Raw genomic sequence first — 16,857 nt, forward strand, 5'->3', positions numbered from 1 at the left:
CCCGCGCATGACCCCGCGCGGGAACCGACGCGGGCAATGCGTATCCAGCCGTTATCTGCAGCAAAGAAGGACCTCATGAAACATTCCGCTCTTCTCACCCGAGCCAAACGCCTGAGCGTGCTGTCGCTGGGCGCCGGCGTCCTTTTCTCGCTTGCGGGCTGCGAAACGCTGAACGACTGGCTCGCGCCCGACCGCGTCAACTACAAGGCGGCCGAGACCGCGCCCGCGCTCAACGTGCCGTCCGATCTAAGCACGGCCGACATCAGCCAGCGCTACGCGGCGCCGCCGCCCATCAACACGCTCGGCGGCGCGACGCAGCGCAACACCACGCCGGCCGGCAACCTGACGCTCGGCGTGCCGACCGCGCAGGACCCGTACGGCATGCACGTCGAAAGCGATGGCGATCGCCGCTGGCTCGTCGTCGATGGCCGCACGCCGGATCAAATCTGGCCGCAACTGCAGGAGTTCTGGACGGAGAACGGCTTCACGCTGAAGACCGATTCCGCGCAGACCGGCATCATGGCGACCGACTGGGCCGAAAATCGCGCGAACATTCCGGACGACTGGTTCAGGAAGAGCGTCGGGAAGCTGCTTGACTTCGCCTACTCGTCGGGTACGCGCGACATGTTCCGCACGCAGGTGGATCGCGCAGCGGACGGGTCGACGGACATTTCCGTCACGCATAGCGCGATGGAGGAAGTGCTGACGGGCCAGGACAAGACATCGTCGCGCTGGGAGACACGGCCGCGCAATCCGGCGCTCGAGGCCGCTTTCCTCGCGAAGATGATGCAGAAGTTCGGCCTCACCGAAGACCAGTCGAAGCAACTGATTGCGCAAGCGCGTCCGGCGGGCGCGAAGGTGGCGGTCGAGCAGACGGCGGGTGCATCGACGCTCGATCTCGCGGAGCCGTTCGATCGCGCATGGCTGCGCGTGGGCCTCGCGCTGGATCGCACCAATTTCACGGTCGACAATCGCGATCGCGAGAAGGGCATCTACTACGTGCATTATTCGGACTCCATGGCGGAGCTGAAGAAGGAAGGTCTCTTCGGCAAGCTCTTTTCCAGCAACACGCCGAAGCCCACGCGCCAGTTCCTCGTGAACGTGCGTCCGAAGGCCGATGCCGTGACGCAGGTCGCCGTCGTCGATGCGAACGGCCAACTGGACAACTCGTCCGATGCGCAGCGCATCGTGTCCCTGCTGCACGCGCAGTTGAACTAGGCGGGCGGCGCGAGCGATTGTGAGATTCGCCAGCCTCGGCAGCGGTAGTGAAGGCAATGCGTTGCTCGTGGAATCGACGAGCGGCGCGACCACCACGCGCGTGCTGCTCGATTGCGGTTTTTCCGCGAAGGAAGTCGAGCGTCGGTTGCTTCGGCTCGGAACCAGCGCCGAGCATCTCGACGCCATCCTCATCACGCATGAACATACGGACCACATCGGCAGTGCGCTGACTTTGGCGCGCAAGTGGTCCATTCCCGTTCACATGAGTTGGGGCACCGCGCGCGCGGTCGGCGCGGACGAAGGCAAGGTCGACCTGCGCGTGGTATGGGGCGACGAAAGCGTCGCTATCGGCGATGTCAGCGTGTTGCCCTATACCGTTCCCCACGACGCCCGCGAACCTTTGCAATACGTCTTCTCCGATGGCGCAAGCCGCTTAGGCGTGCTGACGGACGTCGGTGTCGCGACACCGCATATCACGAGCGTGCTGAGCGGTTGCGACGCGCTCGTGCTCGAATCGAATCACGACCTTGCGATGCTTTCCGCGAGCCGTTACCCGGCATCGCTGAAGGCGCGCATCGGCGGGACGCACGGGCATCTGAACAACGATGCGGCCGCGGCGATCCTGGCATCGCTGGATCGTTCGAAGCTGCGTCATCTCGTCGCCGCGCATCTTAGTCATCAAAACAATCTGCCTCATCTCGCGCAGGCTGCGCTTGCTGCGGTGCTGGATGCATCCGCGCCGGATGTCGTGGTGGCCACGCAAGCCGAGGGCTTCGACTGGCTGTCGCTGTGAGGTGAGCGAAACCGCTCGAAGCGTGGATCGACGAGGCACGACGACACCGCGTCAAGAAACAAAAAAACCGGCCCAAGAGCCGGTTTTTTTGTTTCAGGCCGCCATGAGCGGCCTGTGCCAGGCTCGAGGCGCTGGCGTAAGTGCCTGATGGCCTTACTGGCTTGCGCCCGATGCCGGAGCAGCAGCCGAAGCAGCAGCGTCCGAAGCCGCGCCAGCAGCCGAAGCTGCGTCGCTTGCAGCGGCCGAAGCGCTCGATGCAGCAGCGTTAGCGTCCGAAGCGGCAGCAGCCGGAGCCGAAGCAGCCGACGTATCGCTTGCAGCGCTCGGAGCAGCCGTATCGCTAGACTTGTTGCATGCAGCCAGAGCAACAGCAGCCAACAGGGATGCTACGAGGAGGGATTTCTTCATGATCACGTCCTTTTATGGTTAAAGGTAAGCAACAGCGCAAAGTACCGGTAATGTGTGCTCCAACACCGACCTGGGCCGCTGTGGAGCCTCACAATTCTTTTTGGTGTGAGACTTACTACGGCTTGGCCGGAAATTATAGGCACTTTCGTAACGACCGTCGATAAATGAGGGGCCGGTACGTTGTCTTTCTCATACAAATTTTCGTATTGCGGAACAGCAAAACCACGGCTTTGATAGAACTCGCCAGCGCTTTCACGTCAAGCGTTTCAGGCCGATGACTCCGTCTGAATCCAGCCCGCACGATACCACTCGTGCAGCAGGGATGTCATTGCCAAATCGCCTGTAAGTGTTACAAAGCGTTTCGCCTCCATTCGCCGGGAATCAGCGAGTTCTGGCAGCCACTTTTTCGCCTTTGCGGATAACGCGGCGGCCTCGCCATTAACGAAATACGAGTGCGTGTTGTAGAGCAAAATCGTCTTTCTATCTAGCCTGACACCCGTCTTTTTCGCGCGCTCAACAAATTTTTGCTCATTCAGCGCACGAACCGGCGGATCGAATACCACATTGGCTTTCGGCTCACTCAGATAACTGCCTAAAAACTCCGCGATATCCTTATCAGTCCAACTGACGTTTGCAAGGATCGCGCCAACCCGTTCGATGAGCAGCGAGGGCAACGCCGCCGGCGTATCGACGGGCGGTTGGGCCGGATCACGATAACGCGCATCCGCTTTGCCCGGCGTCTTGTCGCTGGTGCGCTCCGCAAGGTGATACAGGAACTGCGCCGTCAGTTCATGCGCCGATGGCGCGCGAAAGCCGATGGAGCACGTCATGCATTCGCCCTCGGCGATACCGTCGTGCGCGATATGCGGCGGCAGATACAACATGTCGCCGGGCTCCAGCACCCATTCTTCCTCCGCCTCGAAGTGCTGTAAAACTTTCAACGGCAGGCCGGGTTTTAGCGAGAGGTCGCGCTGCGCGCCGATACGCCAGCGGCGCTTGCCATGCACCTGCAGCAAAAAGACATCATAGGAGTCGAAGTGCGGGCCGACGCCGCCGCCATCGGTCGCATAGGAGATCATGAGATCGTCGAGACGCGCGTCGGGGATGAATCGAAAGCGGTTCATCAACGCGTGCGCACGTTCGTCATGCAGGTTCACGCCTTGCACGAGCAGCGTCCACTCGCGCTTCTTCACGGATGGCAGTTCATCGGGCGCGAACGGTCCATGCTCCAGATTCCACGTATTGCGGAAATGCGTGATGAGGCGCGATTCGACGTCGTCGGAATCGGCGAGTTCGAAGAGTTCTTCGCGAGCGAGCGGGGCCGACATGCGGGGGATCGCCTGGCGAATCAGCAGCGGTTTTTTCTGCCAGTAGCGCCGCATGAACTGCCGCGGCGTACGGTTGCCCAACAGGGGCGACACTTCGTCCGGAAGCGGCGCACGCGCGGGTTCGTTATGGTTGTCGGGAGGCAAAGGAGTAACGTCTGAGGGCCGCTGACGCATCGTATAATCGAGGCTTGTATCTTGGAGCATTCAATGAAAATTGCGAAAGACACTGTCGTTTCGGTCGCGTACAAGCTATCGGATGCGCAAGGCAATCTGATCGAGGAAAGCGACGAGCCGATGGTCTATCTGCACGGCGGCTATGATGGCACGTTCCCCAAGATCGAGGAAGCGCTGGACGGCCGCGAGCCCGGCTATGAAACACTGATTCAGCTCGAACCGCAGGATGCATTCGGCGAATACGATCCCGAACTCGTGAAGATCGAAGAGCGCAGCCGCTTTCCCGAGCCGCTCGAAGTGGGCATGCAGTTCGAAGGCACGCCGGAAGATAGCGACGACGAACTGGATACGCTCATCTATACCGTGACGGACGTCGCCGAAGACAAGGTGGTGCTCGACGGCAATCATCCGCTGGCGGGCATGGCGTTGCGTTTTGCGTTGTCGGTGCAGGAAGTGCGAACGGCGACCGAAGATGAAATCGAGCATCAGCATGCGCACGGTGCGGACGGCCTGCATATCGCGGACGAAGACGAAGACGACGACGAAGCCGAGCCGCGCAAGGACTCGGGTCCGACGCTGCATTGAGCGGCCATCGGGCGTAGCGGGCGGTAGTTGAAAAAGCGCAGCGAGAGGCTGCGCTTTTTTATTGTGCGCGACCGTTCGTGTTCACCGTCCCGCCCGGCGGCACGCTGGATGCCGGCGTGGGCAGTATCGGCGGACGCGCCTGCGGCGGCGTCAGAATCGGCGGCAGACCGGAGGCTGGCTGAATGAGCGATGGCGCGGCCGGCAGCGCGTCGGGCAAGTCGTGATGCAGCGGCGCGGCCGGTCCCGACGCGGGCGCGGAATATGGCGCGCCGTACGAGTCGGCTTGCGGCTCGACGGGCTCGCGCTTGCGGGCGTCGTTCGCACCGTGCGGATCGCGCGCGCTTCGAACGTCACGCACGTCCCGCACACGCAGGCGAAAGGGCGGCCGCCATCCCGCATCGGTCGACACTTCGAGCCATTGCGATTGCGGTTTCTTTAGCGCAAGCGCGACGCGCGTCAGGTTCGTCACCGTCAGGCCCTTGTCGTTGCGCAGCGGCTGATCGATATGAAAGCCGTTCGGCTCCGGCGCCTCGGTGCGATGAATCACGATGACCGGCCCGCGAAACGTCTCCGCTGCCTTCACGAGACTGCGCTTGAGCTCCAGAAAGCCGTCACGCGGCGGCATCGTGCGCGAGAAGCGCAGCCACGCGAAGCGGTCGCGCCGCTCGTAACGTGCGAAGTCGGGATCGCCCTGAAGGAGGATGACGAGCGCGCGCAGCCCCGAGCGTCGTGCCGATTCCGCAGCATGTTCGAGCCAGAATGTCGTCGCGACGGCGCGGTCTTCGAATTCGCCGTTGCGCCCGCCTGCGGTCAGGTAATGATTGTTCGGGCTCGGCGCGTTGAGGCCGATGAACGCCACGCCTTGCGCCTGCCATCGCACCATTTCACGAAACGGGCGAAAGCGCGCGACGTCGCTCTCACGCGATAAGGCGAGCGGCTGCTGTCCGAGCGAATTTGCATCCGTGAAAAAAAGCTGGCGCACGAAATCGAGACGCTCGACGGGATCATAAGCGCCGGTATGCGTGAGGCCGCAGTCGGCCCAGTCGTGTTGTCCGAGCAGCAGCACGAGGGGCGCGCGCGAGCCGTCGAGCAGATCGCGGCGCGACTGGTAGACACTGTCGCGGCAAGCCTCCATGCTGCCTTTGACATTGCCGTCATAGACGATGAACGCGATATCGCGATCGCGCCCGATTGCGTCGAGCATCTGGCGTACGGGCGCTTCGTCGGCGGGACGGGCGAGCGCATCCGCGATGACGGCGAACGTCAGCGGATCGCCTTCTTGCGGATACGCGGCAGGACATGCGGCGGCCAGCACCGCCGCCACGACGGCATGCACCGTCGCGCTCACGACGCCCGACCGTCCGGCGATGGACCGGACGACGCGCTTATCGCGACGCATCCGGCGCGGAAGTCGCCAGTTCATGCAGTTCGTAGAGCAAATCGAGTGCGTCGCGTGGACGCAGATCGTTCGGATCGAGCGCGCGCAGCTTTTCGAGCGCGGGATGTTCCGGCGCATCCGCCTCGACGGGCTCGTTCGGCGCGTCTTCGAACGCATAAGGCGGGCTCGCGAAGAGGTCGAACTGTGCGGTCGGCTGGCCGATCGACTGCTGCTCGAGATGCACGAGGTGCTTGCGCGCCGCGCGGATCACCGCGGCCGGCACGCCCGCGAGTTGCGCGACCTGCAGGCCGTAGCTCTGATTCGCCGGGCCTTCGCTGACGGCGTGCAGGAACACGATGCCATGATCGTGCTCCACCGCCGACAGATGCACGTTCGCCGCCTGCGCGAACTCCGAAGGCAATTGCGTGAGTTCGAAGTAGTGCGTGGCGAAGAGCGTATAGCAGTGATTGTGCGACAGCAGATGCCGCGCGATGGCCCACGCGAGCGCGAGGCCGTCGAACGTGGACGTGCCGCGTCCGATCTCGTCCATGAGCACGAGGCTCGACGCCGTCGCATCGTTCAGGATGGCGGCTGCTTCGGTCATCTCGACCATGAACGTGGAGCGGCCGCCTGCGAGGTCGTCCGCTGCGCCGATGCGCGTGAAGATGCGATCCAGCTTGCCGAAGCGCGCGCGCTTGGCCGGCACATAGCTGCCGACATACGCCATCAGCGCGATCAGCGCGGTCTGCCGCATGAATGTGGATTTGCCGCCCATGTTCGGGCCGGTGATGAGCAACAGCTTGCGCTCGTCGCTCAGGCAGCAGTCGTTCGCGATGAACTGCTCCACCTGCGCCTCGACGACCGGATGCCGTCCCTGTCCGATATCGATGCCGGCATCGGCGGCGAACTCCGGCGCGACCCAGTCGAGCGCGCGGGCGCGTTCGGCGAAGGCTGCGAGCAAGTCCAGTTCGGCGAGCGCGCCCGCGACGCGCTGGCAATCCGCGATGAACGGCAACAGGTTCTGCAGCAGCGCATCGTAAAGCGCGCGTTCGCGGGCGAGCGCGCGCTCCTGCGCGGACAGCGCCTTGTCTTCGAACGCTTTCAGTTCGGGCGTGATATAGCGTTCGGCGTTCTTGAGCGTCTGACGGCGGCGATAGTCGTCCGGCACTTTGTCCGTCTGACCGCGCGTGACTTCGATATAGAAGCCGTGCACCTTGTTGTATTCGACCCGCAGATTGGCGATCCCGGTGCGCGTGCGCTCGCGCGTTTCCAGATCGATCAGGAATTGATCGCAGTTCTCCGAAATATCGCGCAGTTCGTCGAGATCGGCATCGTAGCCGCGCGCGATCACGCCGCCGTCGCGGATCAGCGCAGCCGGTTCCGGGGCGATGGCGCTCGCGAGCAGATGCAGGCATTCGCCCGGCGGTTCGAGCGCCGCGCCGATGCGCGTGAGCGCAGCCGTCTGCGCAGGCAGCGCCGCGACGATGCGCTGAAGATCGGGCAGGGCGGCGAACGTGTCGCGCAGGCTCGAAAGATCGCGCGGACGCGCCGACAGCAGCGCGAGCCGCCCGGTGATGCGCTCGATGTCGGAAATCTTTCGCAGCGCGGTGCGCAAGGCGTCGAGACCGGTCGACGGCGGCGCATCGAGCAGCGCGCCGATCGCGTGCTGACGTGCCCCGGCAATCGACGCATCGCGCGGCGGGTGATGCAGCCAGTGCCGCAAGAGGCGGCTGCCCATCGTCGTCGCGCAGGTATCGAGCAGCGAACACAGCGTGGGCGATTCCGTGCCGCGCAGCGTCTCCGTCAGTTCGAGATTGCGCCGCGTTGCAGGGTCGAGCCCGATGTACTCCGATTCATACTCGACCTTCAGGCTGCGCACATGGCGCAACTGCTGGCCTTGCGTCGCCGCCGCGTAGAGCAGCAGCGCGCCGGCCGCGCCGCACGCGCAGGTGAGCGATTCGCCGCCGAAGCCGTCGAGGCTCGCGACATCGAGCTGTTCGCGAAGACGCGCGGCGCCCGAGCCGACGTCGAAGTGCCACGCCGGCACGCGCGTCGTGGCCGCGAGCGTGGCGACGCCGAAGTTCGCCTGCACGTCGGCGACCGTATCGGCGATGAGGGTCTCCGACGGACGGATGCGCTCGAGCGCCGCCGCCACCTGCTCGGGCGCGACTTCCGCGAGCCGCAGCGCACCGCTCGCGAGATTGAGCCACGCGAGACCGACGTTCGTCACCACGCCGCGACGGTTATGCGCGGGGCAGAGCGCGAGCAGATAGACATCGCTTTTGTCGGAGAGCAGGGCGGCGTCGGTCAGCGTGCCGGGCGTCACCACGCGCACGACCTTGCGCTCGACCGGTCCCTTCGACGTGGCCGGATCGCCGATCTGTTCGACGATCGCGACCGATTCGCCGAGCTTCACCAGCTTGGCCAGATACTGCTCGCACGAATGATGCGGCACGCCCGCCATGCGAATGGGATTGCCGCCCGATGCGCCGCGCTGCGTGAGCGTGAGGTCGAGCAGGCGCGCGGCTTTCTCGGCATCGTCGAAAAAAAGCTCGTAGAAATCGCCCATGCGATAGAACACGAGCGTGCCGGGATGATCCGCCTTGATGCGAAGATACTGCTGCATCATCGGCGTGTGCTGGGAGAAATCCGCGGGAAGCGCGGCTGCGGCCGATGCCGCAGGAGAGTCGGGAGTTGCCGTGTGATTGCCCATCTTGCGTGCGGTAAAAGCGAATGGACCGAAACGCAACGCGCGTTCAGCCGCGAGTCAGCCGCGGTTCAGCCAATGAGCAAGAGTTTAACCTGTCGGGGTTGGGCGAAGGAGACGGCCGGAAGGCATAGGCCGGATCGCGCAATGGAAAGGGGCCATCGCGCGATGGCCCCCGTGTCCGCCTGTCGGCGTCAGTGCGCTCAGGCGCGGCCCGCCAGAAAGCCGATCAACAGCGCGAGCCCCGCGACCGCGCCGAGCGTGTGCCACGGCTTGTCGTGCACGAAGTCATCGGCGTAACCGGCTGCATCGCCGAAGCGGCCGGAAATGGCCGAACCCGCGCCGTCCATCTGCGAGCGCGCGTACTTCAGCTTCGATTGCAACTGCTTGCGCAGCTTGTCGGCGTCGATGTCCTTCGCGCTGTGCAGCGAATCTTCCAGCTCATCGAGGAAGCTGCGCAACTGGTCGCTGGCCGAATCGACGACATCGCTCGCCCCGCGCACCGCGCGCTGGCCGACGTCGGCTGCGCCGTTGATTTTGCTATCGAGCGTCGAACGTGTGAACAATCCCATTTTCATGCTCCTTTATTGACGTGCCGAAGAATGGCAGCGTGCCTGCTTCGGCTGCGCTGCCTGCGCATCATGCGCTGATCCATCCTCTCTCGTTGACTGCTCTTACGACTTCGACTCGTCCGCCATCGTTCCCTCCCTCTGTCGCGATTCCGGGCGGCCCGAGGCGATGAACCGATACCACGCCCAAGCAAGCTTCATTCCTCGACGAGCGCGCCCAGGTCCGCTTCGCGCTCGTTGTGCGTGTGGCGGCGCATCGCCAGCGCCATCATGCCGCAGACGAACACGCCGAAGATCACGATGATCCATTGCACCGGCACCTTCTCCGTCAGGAGCAGCGCGTAGGAACCGAGCATCGCGAGCACGGCGAGGTTCTGATTGAAGTTCTGCACCGCGATCGAATGACCGGCGGAAAGCAGCGTCGCGCCGCGATGCTGAAGGATCGCGTTCATCGGCACGATGAAGAAGCCCGACAGACCGCCGAGCGCGATCATCAGCGGATAAGCCATCAGGATGTACGCGGGCATGAACACCGGCCCGACTTGCACGCCCGCGCCGGCCGGGAACAGGTCCTTGTTGTAGAAGGCCATCGCCACCGCCACGGCGCCGATCAGCACGCCGACCGGCAACACTCTGAGCGACTGCCTCAGCGCGATCCGCGCCGATGCCGCCGCTGCGCCGAGCGCAATGCCCACGCCCGTCACGCCCTGCAGCACCGCCGCCTTCGACAGCGACAAGCCGAGGTTCGCGTCGGCCCACTTGAGCACGAGCAGTTGCAGCGTGACGGCGGCGCCCCAGAGCAGCGTCGTCACCCACAGCGCGATCTGCGCGAGCTTGTCGCGCCATAGCACCTTGAAGCAGTGCGAGAAATCGTGGACGAGGCGCGTCGGCTGCGTGAGCAGGTTCGGATAACGCGCGCCGGTATCGGGGATGAACGCGTTGATGACCGCCGCCGACGCGTAAATCGCCATCACGGCGAACATCGCGGCGTGCGCGGCGGTGCCGACGAACGGCAGATGGGCATGTTGGACCCATCGGCCGACGACCTGGCTCACGAGCGCGCCGCCGATGACGGTGCCGAGAATCGTCGAGCCGACTGTCGCCGATTCCAGCCACGCGTTGGCCGGGATCAGCTTCTCCGGCGGCAGCAGTTCGGTGAGAATGCCGTACTTCGCGGGCGAATAAGCAGCCGCGCCGAGGCCGACGACGCCATACGCGATCATCGGATGCACGCCCGCGAACATGAGCGCGCAGCCGCCTGCCTTGAGCGCGTTGGAGATGAACATCACGTGGCGCTTCTGGAGCGCATCGGCGAATGCCCCGACGAAGGGCGCGAGCACCACATACGAGATCGTGAAGAAGATCTGCAGCAGCGGCGTGACCCAGGGCGCCGATCGCACGACCGCGAGCATCGCGATCGCCGCGATGAGCAGCGCGTTGTCCGCGAGCGATGAAACGAACTGCGCGGCGATGATCGTGTAGAAGCCTTTTTTCATGTCGGGCGGGGAGGCGGCGCGGCGCACCGGAGGAGAACGGCGGAAAGTGCGATGGTCTTGCGTCGAGCGAGCAAGCTGCGAACAGCGCGCACCGATTGCGGAGCATGGCGCGCGCCCGGCTGGAGAGCGAGGCGCGCCCGGCGCCCCGCGAGACGGTGTTACTCGCCCGTCAGGCGCGTGCGCGAGTACATGTCGAGAATCTTGACCATCTGCGCGTAGACCTTCGGGTTCGCCGCGACGATCTCGTTCTTGAACAGGAAGTCCGATTCACCCGTGTAGTTGCCGACGAGCCCGCCCGCTTCGGTCACGATCAGGCTGCCCGCCGCGACGTCCCACGGATGGATGCCTTGCTCGAAGAAGCCGTCGAGGCGTCCTGCCGCGACGTTGGCGAGGTCGAGCGCGGCCGCGCCGGGGCGGCGCAGTCCCGCGCACGCCAGCGTCATTTCGCTGAAAAGGCGCGTGTAGGCGTTGAGGCCCTGGCCATCGCGGAACGGGAAGCCGGTGCCGATGAGCGCATCCGACAGACGATCCAGCTTGCCGACGCGGATGCGCCGCTCGTTCAGGTACGCGCCGCGCCCGCGCGATGCGGTGAAGAGGTCGTTGCGCGTCGGGTCGTAGACGACGGCCTGCGTCGCGATGCCCCGGTGCACGAGCGCGATCGACACGCAGTAATACGGAAAGCCGTGGATGAAATTGGTGGTGCCGTCGAGCGGATCGATGATCCACTGATATTCCGATTCGCGTTCGTCCGCGCCGGACTCTTCGGCGAGGATGGAATGATCGGGATAGGCGGTGTGCAGCGTCTCGATGATCGCGGCTTCGGCCGCCTTGTCGACTTCCGTCACGAAGTCGTTGTGCTGCTTCTTGCTGACCTGGAGGCGATCCAGGTCGAGCGACGCGCGGTTGATGATCTGTCCGGCGCGGCGCGCGGCCTTGACAGCGATATTGAGCATCGGTTGCATGAGCGAAATCCTTTGACCGCCGCGCTTTTATGCAATGGCGCGGGCGATGAAGTTGGCGACAACGGCTAGGTCGACGAAAGACGAATTGAATAAGAGCGGGGCGCTCGCGGACCGGAAGGCGGTCACGGCGCGAACTCGTCATTTTACCCGAAGCCGGATGTTTCCGATTGGCGGGAGCGGCCGGCGTGCTTCGGGATAAGATAGCCGATTCCCCGCTTCAGTTTTCTCGCAACCTTCAAGCAGAATCCGCCCCTTGGAATCCAACGAACTTTCTCTCCCCGCCGGCGGCTTCACGTCCACGCGGTTCATCCTCGTCGAGCCGAGTCATCCGGGCAATGTGGGCGCAGCGGCGCGCGCGCTGAAGACGATGGGCTTCTCGCGCCTCGTGCTCGTCGCGCCGCGCGTCGCGGATGTCAAGAACGAGCCCGAAGCGATCGCGATGGCGAGCGGCGCCGACGATGTCCTCGCGTCCGCGCATGTCGTCGATACGCTCGCGGAAGCGCTCGTTGGCGTGCGCTGGTCCGTGGCGCTGACCGCGCGCACGCGCGAATACGGGCCGCCGCACATGCCGCCGCGCGCCGTCGCCCGGCGCGCGCACGAATCCGTGCGGCACGGCGATATCGCGCTCGTGTTCGGCAACGAGCGCACAGGCCTCTCCAACGCCGACGTGGAGCGGTGCAGCGCGCTTGCGCACATCCCGGCCAATCCCGCATACAGCTCGCTGAATCTCGCGCAGGCGGTGCAGGTGCTTGCCTACGAACTGCGCATCGCGTTTCACGAAGCCGCGCCGGCGTTGTCGCTCGTGGCGTCGGCGGAGCACAGCGCGTCGAGCGATGAAATCGAAGGCATGTACGCGCATCTCGAAGAAGCGCTCGTCGCGCTCGAGTTTCTCGATCCCGCCAATCCGAAGAAGCTGATGTCGCGCGTGCGGCGGCTCTTTGCGCGCTCGGGGCTGGAACGCGAGGAAGTGAACATCCTGCGCGGCATCGCGAAGCACATTCTTCTGCGCGCAAGAAAGGACTGACGCAGACCGCGCTGTCATCGGGGGCATCGGGCACGCTTTGCGCGCTCGCCCTACAATCGGCGAAAACGGCATGCCGATATAAGCATTGCGCTTTTCGTGCTTAAGCCCATGCGCGCTGATCGTGCTCAGGCCCCTGGTGCAGCAGCGCCCCTTCCCCCGACAGAGACTCCGACATGTTCGACCGAATCCGCGAAGACATTGCCGCCATCCGCGAGCGCGATCCCGCCGCACGCAGCGTCCTGGAAGTCGTCACGTGTTATCCGGGCCTGCATGCAATCGTGCTGCACCGCTTCGCGCACGCGTGCTGGCGGCGCGGCTGGCGCTGGTCGGGGCGCTTCGTGTCGCAGATCGGGCGCTTTCTCACCGGCATCGAAATCCATCCGGGCGCGACGCTCGGACGGCGCGTGTTCATCGATCACGGCATGGGCGTCGTGATTGGCGAAACGGCCGAGATTGGCGACGACTGCACGATCTACCAGGGCGTGACGCTCGGCGGTACGTCGCTGGCGCGCGGGGCCAAACGGCATCCGACGCTGGAACGCGGCGTGATCGTCGGCGCGGGCGCGAAGGTGCTCGGCAGCTTCACCGTCGGCGCGAACGCCAAGATCGGCTCCAATGCGGTCGTCGTGAAGCCGGTGCCGGCGGGCGGCACCGCGGTTGGCAATCCGGCGCGCATCGTGATGCCCGCGGTGCCGAAGCCCGCGACCGACGCGCGCGATGGCTTCTGCGCCTACGGCATTACGCCGAACGCCGACGATCCGGTGTCGCTCGCGATTCACGGTCTCATCGATCACGCGTCGAAGCAGTCGCAGCGCACCGACGAAATCGTCGCGGCGCTGGAGCGGCTCGGTGCGCGCGTGGAAGCGCTGCATGGCGTGGACGGCGCGACGCTCGTCGACCTGAAGCGCATGTGCTCCGCGATGGACGGCGAACCGCGCAACGTCGAGCGCCAGCTATAAGGGCAGAACGCGAATGCCGCTCGCGTCGATACGCAGATAACCGCCGCGCGGCTCGTCGATATCCAGTTCCCAGTCGGGCAGCACCCAGCGCACGCCGTCGGCTTCGCGATGCATCGCCGGGCGATGCGTGTGGCCGTGAATCATCGTATGCGTGCGGCTTCGCGTGAATAGCGACGCGACCGCGTTGCGCGTCACGTCGTATTTCGCCGATGCCTCGTGCGTGCGCGCGCCTTCGCTCGTCATTCTCATGCGTTGACCGATTGCAAGCCGCGTTCGAAGCGGCAGCGCGAGAAACAGGCGCTGGGCAACGCGATTGCGCGCGAAACGGCGAAAACGCTGGTAGCCGGTGTCGTCGGTACAGAGCGCGTCGCCGTGCGCGAGCACGATGCGCGTGCCGAACGCGGTCATCGTGAACGGATCGGGCAGCGGCATTGCGCCGGCTTCCTTCATGAAGCGCCGGCCCAGCAGAAAGTCGCGATTGCCGTGCATCACGTAGAGCGCGATGCCGCGCTCGGATAGCGTATGCATCAGCTTCGTCATGCGGCGCGCAAAGCGGCCGCGTTCGTCGGTGACGGCGGGGTCGAGCACGTCGTCGCCGATCCAGAATTCGAAAAGATCCCCGAGGATGAAGACGGAGTCGGCCTCGTTCGCCGTCACCTCGATGAAATGCTCGAACGCGGCGACCGTGTTCGGTATCGCCTCGCTCAGATGCAGGTCCGAAATGAAAAACAGCGGGCGCGCGTCATGCGCTGCGCCCGCTGCTTCGTGTTCCGTTTCGCGACCGAAAGACTTCGACTCGATCATGCGATGGAGATTCAGACCACGACGGCCTTCTCGATCACGACGTCATCGACCGGCACGTCCTGATGGAAGCCCTTCGAGCCGGTGCGGACCTTCTTGATCTTCTCGACGACATCCATGCCTTCGACGACTTTGCCGAACACCGTGTAGCCCCAGCCCTGCGGCGTCGGCGACGAGTGGTTCAGGAAGTCGTTGTCCTTCACGTTGATGAAGAACTGCGCGGTCGCCGAGTGCGGGTCGTTGGTGCGCGCCATCGCGATCGTGCCGTTGTCGTTCGTGAGGCCGTTGTTCGCTTCGTTGTTGATCGGCGCGTCCGTCGGCTTCTGGTTCATGCCCGGCTCGAAGCCGCCGCCCTGGATCATGAAGCCGTCGATCACGCGATGGAACACCGTGTTGTCGTAGTGGCCCTTCTTCACGTAGTTGAGGAAGTTCTCGACCGTCTTCGGCGCTTTTTCGGCGTTCAGTTCCAGCTTGATGACGCCGTGGTTCGTATGCAGTTCGACCATGTGTTTTCTCCGGTGTGTTCGGTTGTAGTTGGGCGGCGCGCGACTGCACGCCGCCAGGGATATTCGCGTTACTGCGACACGACGGTCGCCGACTCGATCACGGTCGGCTTCTGCGGCACGTCGGCCATCGGGCCGCGCGTCGTGGTCGGGCTGCCTTCGATCTTCTTCACGACATCCATGCCCGCGACGACCTTGCCGAACACGGCGTAACCGTTGCCGTCGGGGTTCGGATAGTCGAGGCCCGCATTATCGACCGTATTGATGAAGAACTGGGCCGTGGCCGAGTTCGGATTGCTGGTGCGCGCCATCGCGATCGTGCCGGTGGCGTTCTTCAGGCCGCTGCGGCTTTCGAGCGGAATCGGCGCGCGGGTCGGCTTTTCCGCGAAGCTCGTGTTATAGCCGCCGCCCTGAATCATGAAGCCCGGAATGACGCGATGGAAGATCGTGCCGCTGTACTGTCCGGACTTCACGTAGGCGAGAAAGTTCTCGACGGTTTTCGGCGCCTTCTCGGGATAAAGCTCGACGCGGATGTCGCCTTGCGAAGTCTTGAAGAGCACGTTCGGATGCGCGGCCTGCGCGGGTTGCCCGGGTTGAGCAAAGGCGGGGGCGGTCGCGATCAGGGCGGCGCCGGAAAGCGCCAGCATCAGCAATTTCATGAAGGTTCGATCCTCGGGTGATGAATGCAAAGCGTCAACCGCGACGGCGTTGCGTGCAATGGCGTCGCGCGAAGCTCATAGCTTAACCTGTGCGCGCCCACTCACGGCTGCTGCGGATTCGGCGCGACATACGGCGATGTCGGCAACGGGCCGCTCGGTCCGCCGAAAGGCGAGTACGTTTCGGGCGATGGCATGGTCGACGGCGTCTCGCCTTGCGTCGGCGTCCATTCGTCCGAAGCCGCACGCGGCGCCGAAGCGCCTTGCGCGCCGGACGCCCCGCTCGACGCCGCACTTGCGGCACGCTTCTTCGGCGGCGGAGTGATGATGTTCTGGATGCCCGCAATGCGCTGGCGCGTAAGCGGACTCGCGGAGCCGAGCGATTGCGCCCGCTTGTACGATTCGCTCGCGAGCCGCAGATAAAGGTCGCCGAGGTTGTCGTAGGCGAGCGCATAGCCCGGGTTCGCCTTCACCGCCGTTTCGAGCGCGGCGCGCGCATCTTCATAGCGGCCCTTCTTCGCATAGAGGGCGGCGAGATTGTTGTAAGGCTCGGGCAGTTCCGGGTATGCCTGCGTGAGTTCGGTGAACGCGGCGATGGCCTCGTCGTCGCGATTCAGGCGCGCCAGCACGGTTGCGCGCTTGAACTTCGCCTGCACGTCGCGCGGGTTCGTCGCGATGCGCGCATCGAGCTGCGCGAGCGCGGCGTTCCAGTCCTTGCTGGCGATGGACGCATCGATCTCCGGCGTGCCGTCCGCCTTCGCCGACGATACCTGCGCGAACGCCGCCGTCGACGTGACACAGCACGCCGCAACGCCGAAGACGGCGAGCGAAAGCGTCGCGATGAGGCCCTGGCGAACACGAACGATGGATGGCAGGCGGGAAACTTGCGAAGGCATGCGCGCTTGAGCGTGAGTCACTTGGAATCGGGTCAGGGAATGGAGCGGGGAGGGAGGGTGAATGAAGCACAATGCGCCACTCGAAACACCATGGACTGCGAGGGCTTCAGCCTGGCTCGCGGCATGACCGGCAACGCCCGTCGTGCGGCCGCTTGGAGATTTCATAGGCTCAAGTCCGAGTGTTATACTCCGACCCATTCTAACAAAAGGTCCGCCCGTTCCGCGCACGCCTTGCACGCCATGTTTCACACGTGGCCGCGCGTTGCCGACGCCGGACTCTCTTTGCCACTCGTGGCCGTCTCCGTCCTGGTCGACCGACCGTCGTGTTCGCGCTCGCGTGTGCGTATCATCCGTTCCCGCCAGCATCGAGCACGTCACTGCGCCGACAACGCACGGGTGC

The 16,857-nt window shown here is 64.6% G+C and carries 16 protein-coding genes; 5 read left to right on the top strand and 11 right to left on the bottom strand.

The window, feature by feature from the left end; all coding sequences use genetic code 11:
• Window positions 1–75 precede the first annotated feature (75 nt).
• Complete coding sequence (gene bamC / locus P9220_RS09075; protein ID WP_309764555.1) at window positions 76–1,218, top strand: outer membrane protein assembly factor BamC; 1,143 nt, start codon at window positions 76–78, stop codon at window positions 1,216–1,218.
• Between the two features lie 19 nt (window positions 1,219–1,237).
• Window positions 1,238–2,011, top strand: coding sequence for an MBL fold metallo-hydrolase (locus P9220_RS09080; protein ID WP_309764556.1), 774 nt, complete (start codon window positions 1,238–1,240; stop codon window positions 2,009–2,011).
• 153 nt (window positions 2,012–2,164) lie between these two features.
• On the opposite strand, the gene P9220_RS09085 is transcribed toward P9220_RS09080, so the two are convergent.
• Both P9220_RS09085 and P9220_RS09090 read right to left on the bottom strand, forming a co-directional pair.
• The gene (locus P9220_RS09085; protein ID WP_084592983.1) at window positions 2,165–2,419 is read right to left on the bottom strand and encodes a hypothetical protein; all 255 of its coding nucleotides are present in this window, start codon (window positions 2,417–2,419) and stop codon (window positions 2,165–2,167) included.
• A 266-nt stretch (window positions 2,420–2,685) separates the two neighbouring features.
• Window positions 2,686–3,921, bottom strand: a complete 1,236-nt coding sequence (locus P9220_RS09090; protein ID WP_309764557.1) for a cupin domain-containing protein — start codon at window positions 3,919–3,921, stop codon at window positions 2,686–2,688.
• 33 nt (window positions 3,922–3,954) lie between these two features.
• Between P9220_RS09090 and P9220_RS09095 the strand changes: the two genes are divergently transcribed.
• On the top strand, window positions 3,955–4,506 hold the full coding sequence (locus P9220_RS09095; protein WP_309764558.1) for a peptidylprolyl isomerase: 552 nt from the start codon (window positions 3,955–3,957) through the stop codon (window positions 4,504–4,506).
• Between the two features lie 58 nt (window positions 4,507–4,564).
• On the opposite strand, the gene P9220_RS09100 is transcribed toward P9220_RS09095, so the two are convergent.
• The 5 genes from P9220_RS09100 to P9220_RS09120 form a co-directional block, all read right to left on the bottom strand.
• Window positions 4,565–5,929: a hypothetical protein gene (locus P9220_RS09100; protein ID WP_309764559.1), complete on the bottom strand. Its 1,365-nt coding sequence runs from the start codon at window positions 5,927–5,929 to the stop codon at window positions 4,565–4,567.
• Window positions 5,892–8,513: a DNA mismatch repair protein MutS gene (gene mutS, locus P9220_RS09105; protein WP_309765434.1), complete on the bottom strand. Its 2,622-nt coding sequence runs from the start codon at window positions 8,511–8,513 to the stop codon at window positions 5,892–5,894. Before mutS ends, P9220_RS09100 begins: the two co-directional genes overlap by 38 nt.
• Window positions 8,514–8,794: 281 nt before the next feature.
• On the bottom strand, window positions 8,795–9,163 hold the full coding sequence (locus P9220_RS09110) for a glycine zipper domain-containing protein (RefSeq protein ID WP_309764560.1): 369 nt from the start codon (window positions 9,161–9,163) through the stop codon (window positions 8,795–8,797).
• Between the two features lie 194 nt (window positions 9,164–9,357).
• Window positions 9,358–10,656, bottom strand: coding sequence for a lysophospholipid transporter LplT (gene lplT / locus P9220_RS09115; RefSeq protein ID WP_309764562.1), 1,299 nt, complete (start codon window positions 10,654–10,656; stop codon window positions 9,358–9,360).
• Window positions 10,657–10,814: 158 nt separating this feature from the next.
• Window positions 10,815–11,618, bottom strand: coding sequence for an inositol monophosphatase family protein (locus P9220_RS09120; RefSeq protein ID WP_309764563.1), 804 nt, complete (start codon window positions 11,616–11,618; stop codon window positions 10,815–10,817).
• A 244-nt stretch (window positions 11,619–11,862) separates the two neighbouring features.
• Between P9220_RS09120 and P9220_RS09125 the strand changes: the two genes are divergently transcribed.
• On the top strand, window positions 11,863–12,642 hold the full coding sequence (locus P9220_RS09125; protein ID WP_404989548.1) for an RNA methyltransferase: 780 nt from the start codon (window positions 11,863–11,865) through the stop codon (window positions 12,640–12,642).
• Between the two features lie 173 nt (window positions 12,643–12,815).
• A complete protein-coding gene (cysE, locus tag P9220_RS09130; RefSeq protein WP_309764565.1) occupies window positions 12,816–13,601 on the top strand; it encodes a serine O-acetyltransferase in 786 nt (261 codons plus the stop codon).
• Here the strand turns inward: cysE and P9220_RS09135 are convergent.
• From P9220_RS09135 to P9220_RS09150, 4 genes are all read right to left on the bottom strand, one after another.
• On the bottom strand, window positions 13,596–14,405 hold the full coding sequence (locus tag P9220_RS09135) for a UDP-2,3-diacylglucosamine diphosphatase (protein ID WP_309764566.1): 810 nt from the start codon (window positions 14,403–14,405) through the stop codon (window positions 13,596–13,598). The two genes, cysE and P9220_RS09135, sit on opposite strands and share 6 nt — an antisense overlap.
• A gap of 11 nt (window positions 14,406–14,416) precedes the next feature.
• Window positions 14,417–14,908 carry a peptidylprolyl isomerase gene (locus tag P9220_RS09140; RefSeq protein ID WP_309764567.1) on the bottom strand — a complete coding sequence of 164 codons (492 nt, stop codon included), beginning with the start codon at window positions 14,906–14,908 and terminating at the stop codon, window positions 14,417–14,419.
• A 68-nt stretch (window positions 14,909–14,976) separates the two neighbouring features.
• Window positions 14,977–15,564, bottom strand: coding sequence for a peptidylprolyl isomerase (locus P9220_RS09145; RefSeq protein ID WP_309764568.1), 588 nt, complete (start codon window positions 15,562–15,564; stop codon window positions 14,977–14,979).
• A gap of 101 nt (window positions 15,565–15,665) precedes the next feature.
• Window positions 15,666–16,457 (bottom strand): tetratricopeptide repeat protein, encoded by a 792-nt coding sequence (locus tag P9220_RS09150; RefSeq protein WP_309764569.1) that lies wholly within the window; start codon window positions 16,455–16,457, stop codon window positions 15,666–15,668.
• Between the last annotated feature and the right edge of the window lie 400 nt (window positions 16,458–16,857).

Origin of the sequence: Caballeronia sp. LZ016, assembly GCF_031450805.1 — a bacterium.
Taxonomy (GTDB): Bacteria; Pseudomonadota; Gammaproteobacteria; order Burkholderiales; family Burkholderiaceae; genus Caballeronia.

Excerpts from the sequence above, each read along its gene's own strand:
- bamC (WP_309764555.1), top strand. The coding sequence starts at position 76 with ATGAAACATTCCGCTCTTCTCACCCGAGCCAAACGCCTGAGCGTGCTG.
- P9220_RS09085 (WP_084592983.1), bottom strand. The coding sequence starts at position 2,419 with ATGAAGAAATCCCTCCTCGTAGCATCCCTGTTGGCTGCTGTTGCTCTG.
- P9220_RS09090 (WP_309764557.1), bottom strand. The coding sequence starts at position 3,921 with ATGCGTCAGCGGCCCTCAGACGTTACTCCTTTGCCTCCCGACAACCAT.
- P9220_RS09095 (WP_309764558.1), top strand. The coding sequence starts at position 3,955 with ATGAAAATTGCGAAAGACACTGTCGTTTCGGTCGCGTACAAGCTATCG.
- P9220_RS09100 (WP_309764559.1), bottom strand. The coding sequence starts at position 5,929 with ATGAACTGGCGACTTCCGCGCCGGATGCGTCGCGATAAGCGCGTCGTC.
- mutS (WP_309765434.1), bottom strand. The coding sequence starts at position 8,513 with ATGATGCAGCAGTATCTTCGCATCAAGGCGGATCATCCCGGCACGCTC.
- P9220_RS09110 (WP_309764560.1), bottom strand. The coding sequence starts at position 9,163 with ATGGGATTGTTCACACGTTCGACGCTCGATAGCAAAATCAACGGCGCA.
- lplT (WP_309764562.1), bottom strand. The coding sequence starts at position 10,656 with ATGAAAAAAGGCTTCTACACGATCATCGCCGCGCAGTTCGTTTCATCG.
- P9220_RS09120 (WP_309764563.1), bottom strand. The coding sequence starts at position 11,618 with ATGCAACCGATGCTCAATATCGCTGTCAAGGCCGCGCGCCGCGCCGGA.
- cysE (WP_309764565.1), top strand. The coding sequence starts at position 12,816 with ATGTTCGACCGAATCCGCGAAGACATTGCCGCCATCCGCGAGCGCGAT.
- P9220_RS09135 (WP_309764566.1), bottom strand. The coding sequence starts at position 14,405 with ATGATCGAGTCGAAGTCTTTCGGTCGCGAAACGGAACACGAAGCAGCG.
- P9220_RS09140 (WP_309764567.1), bottom strand. The coding sequence starts at position 14,908 with ATGGTCGAACTGCATACGAACCACGGCGTCATCAAGCTGGAACTGAAC.
- P9220_RS09145 (WP_309764568.1), bottom strand. The coding sequence starts at position 15,564 with ATGAAATTGCTGATGCTGGCGCTTTCCGGCGCCGCCCTGATCGCGACC.
- P9220_RS09150 (WP_309764569.1), bottom strand. The coding sequence starts at position 16,457 with ATGCCTTCGCAAGTTTCCCGCCTGCCATCCATCGTTCGTGTTCGCCAG.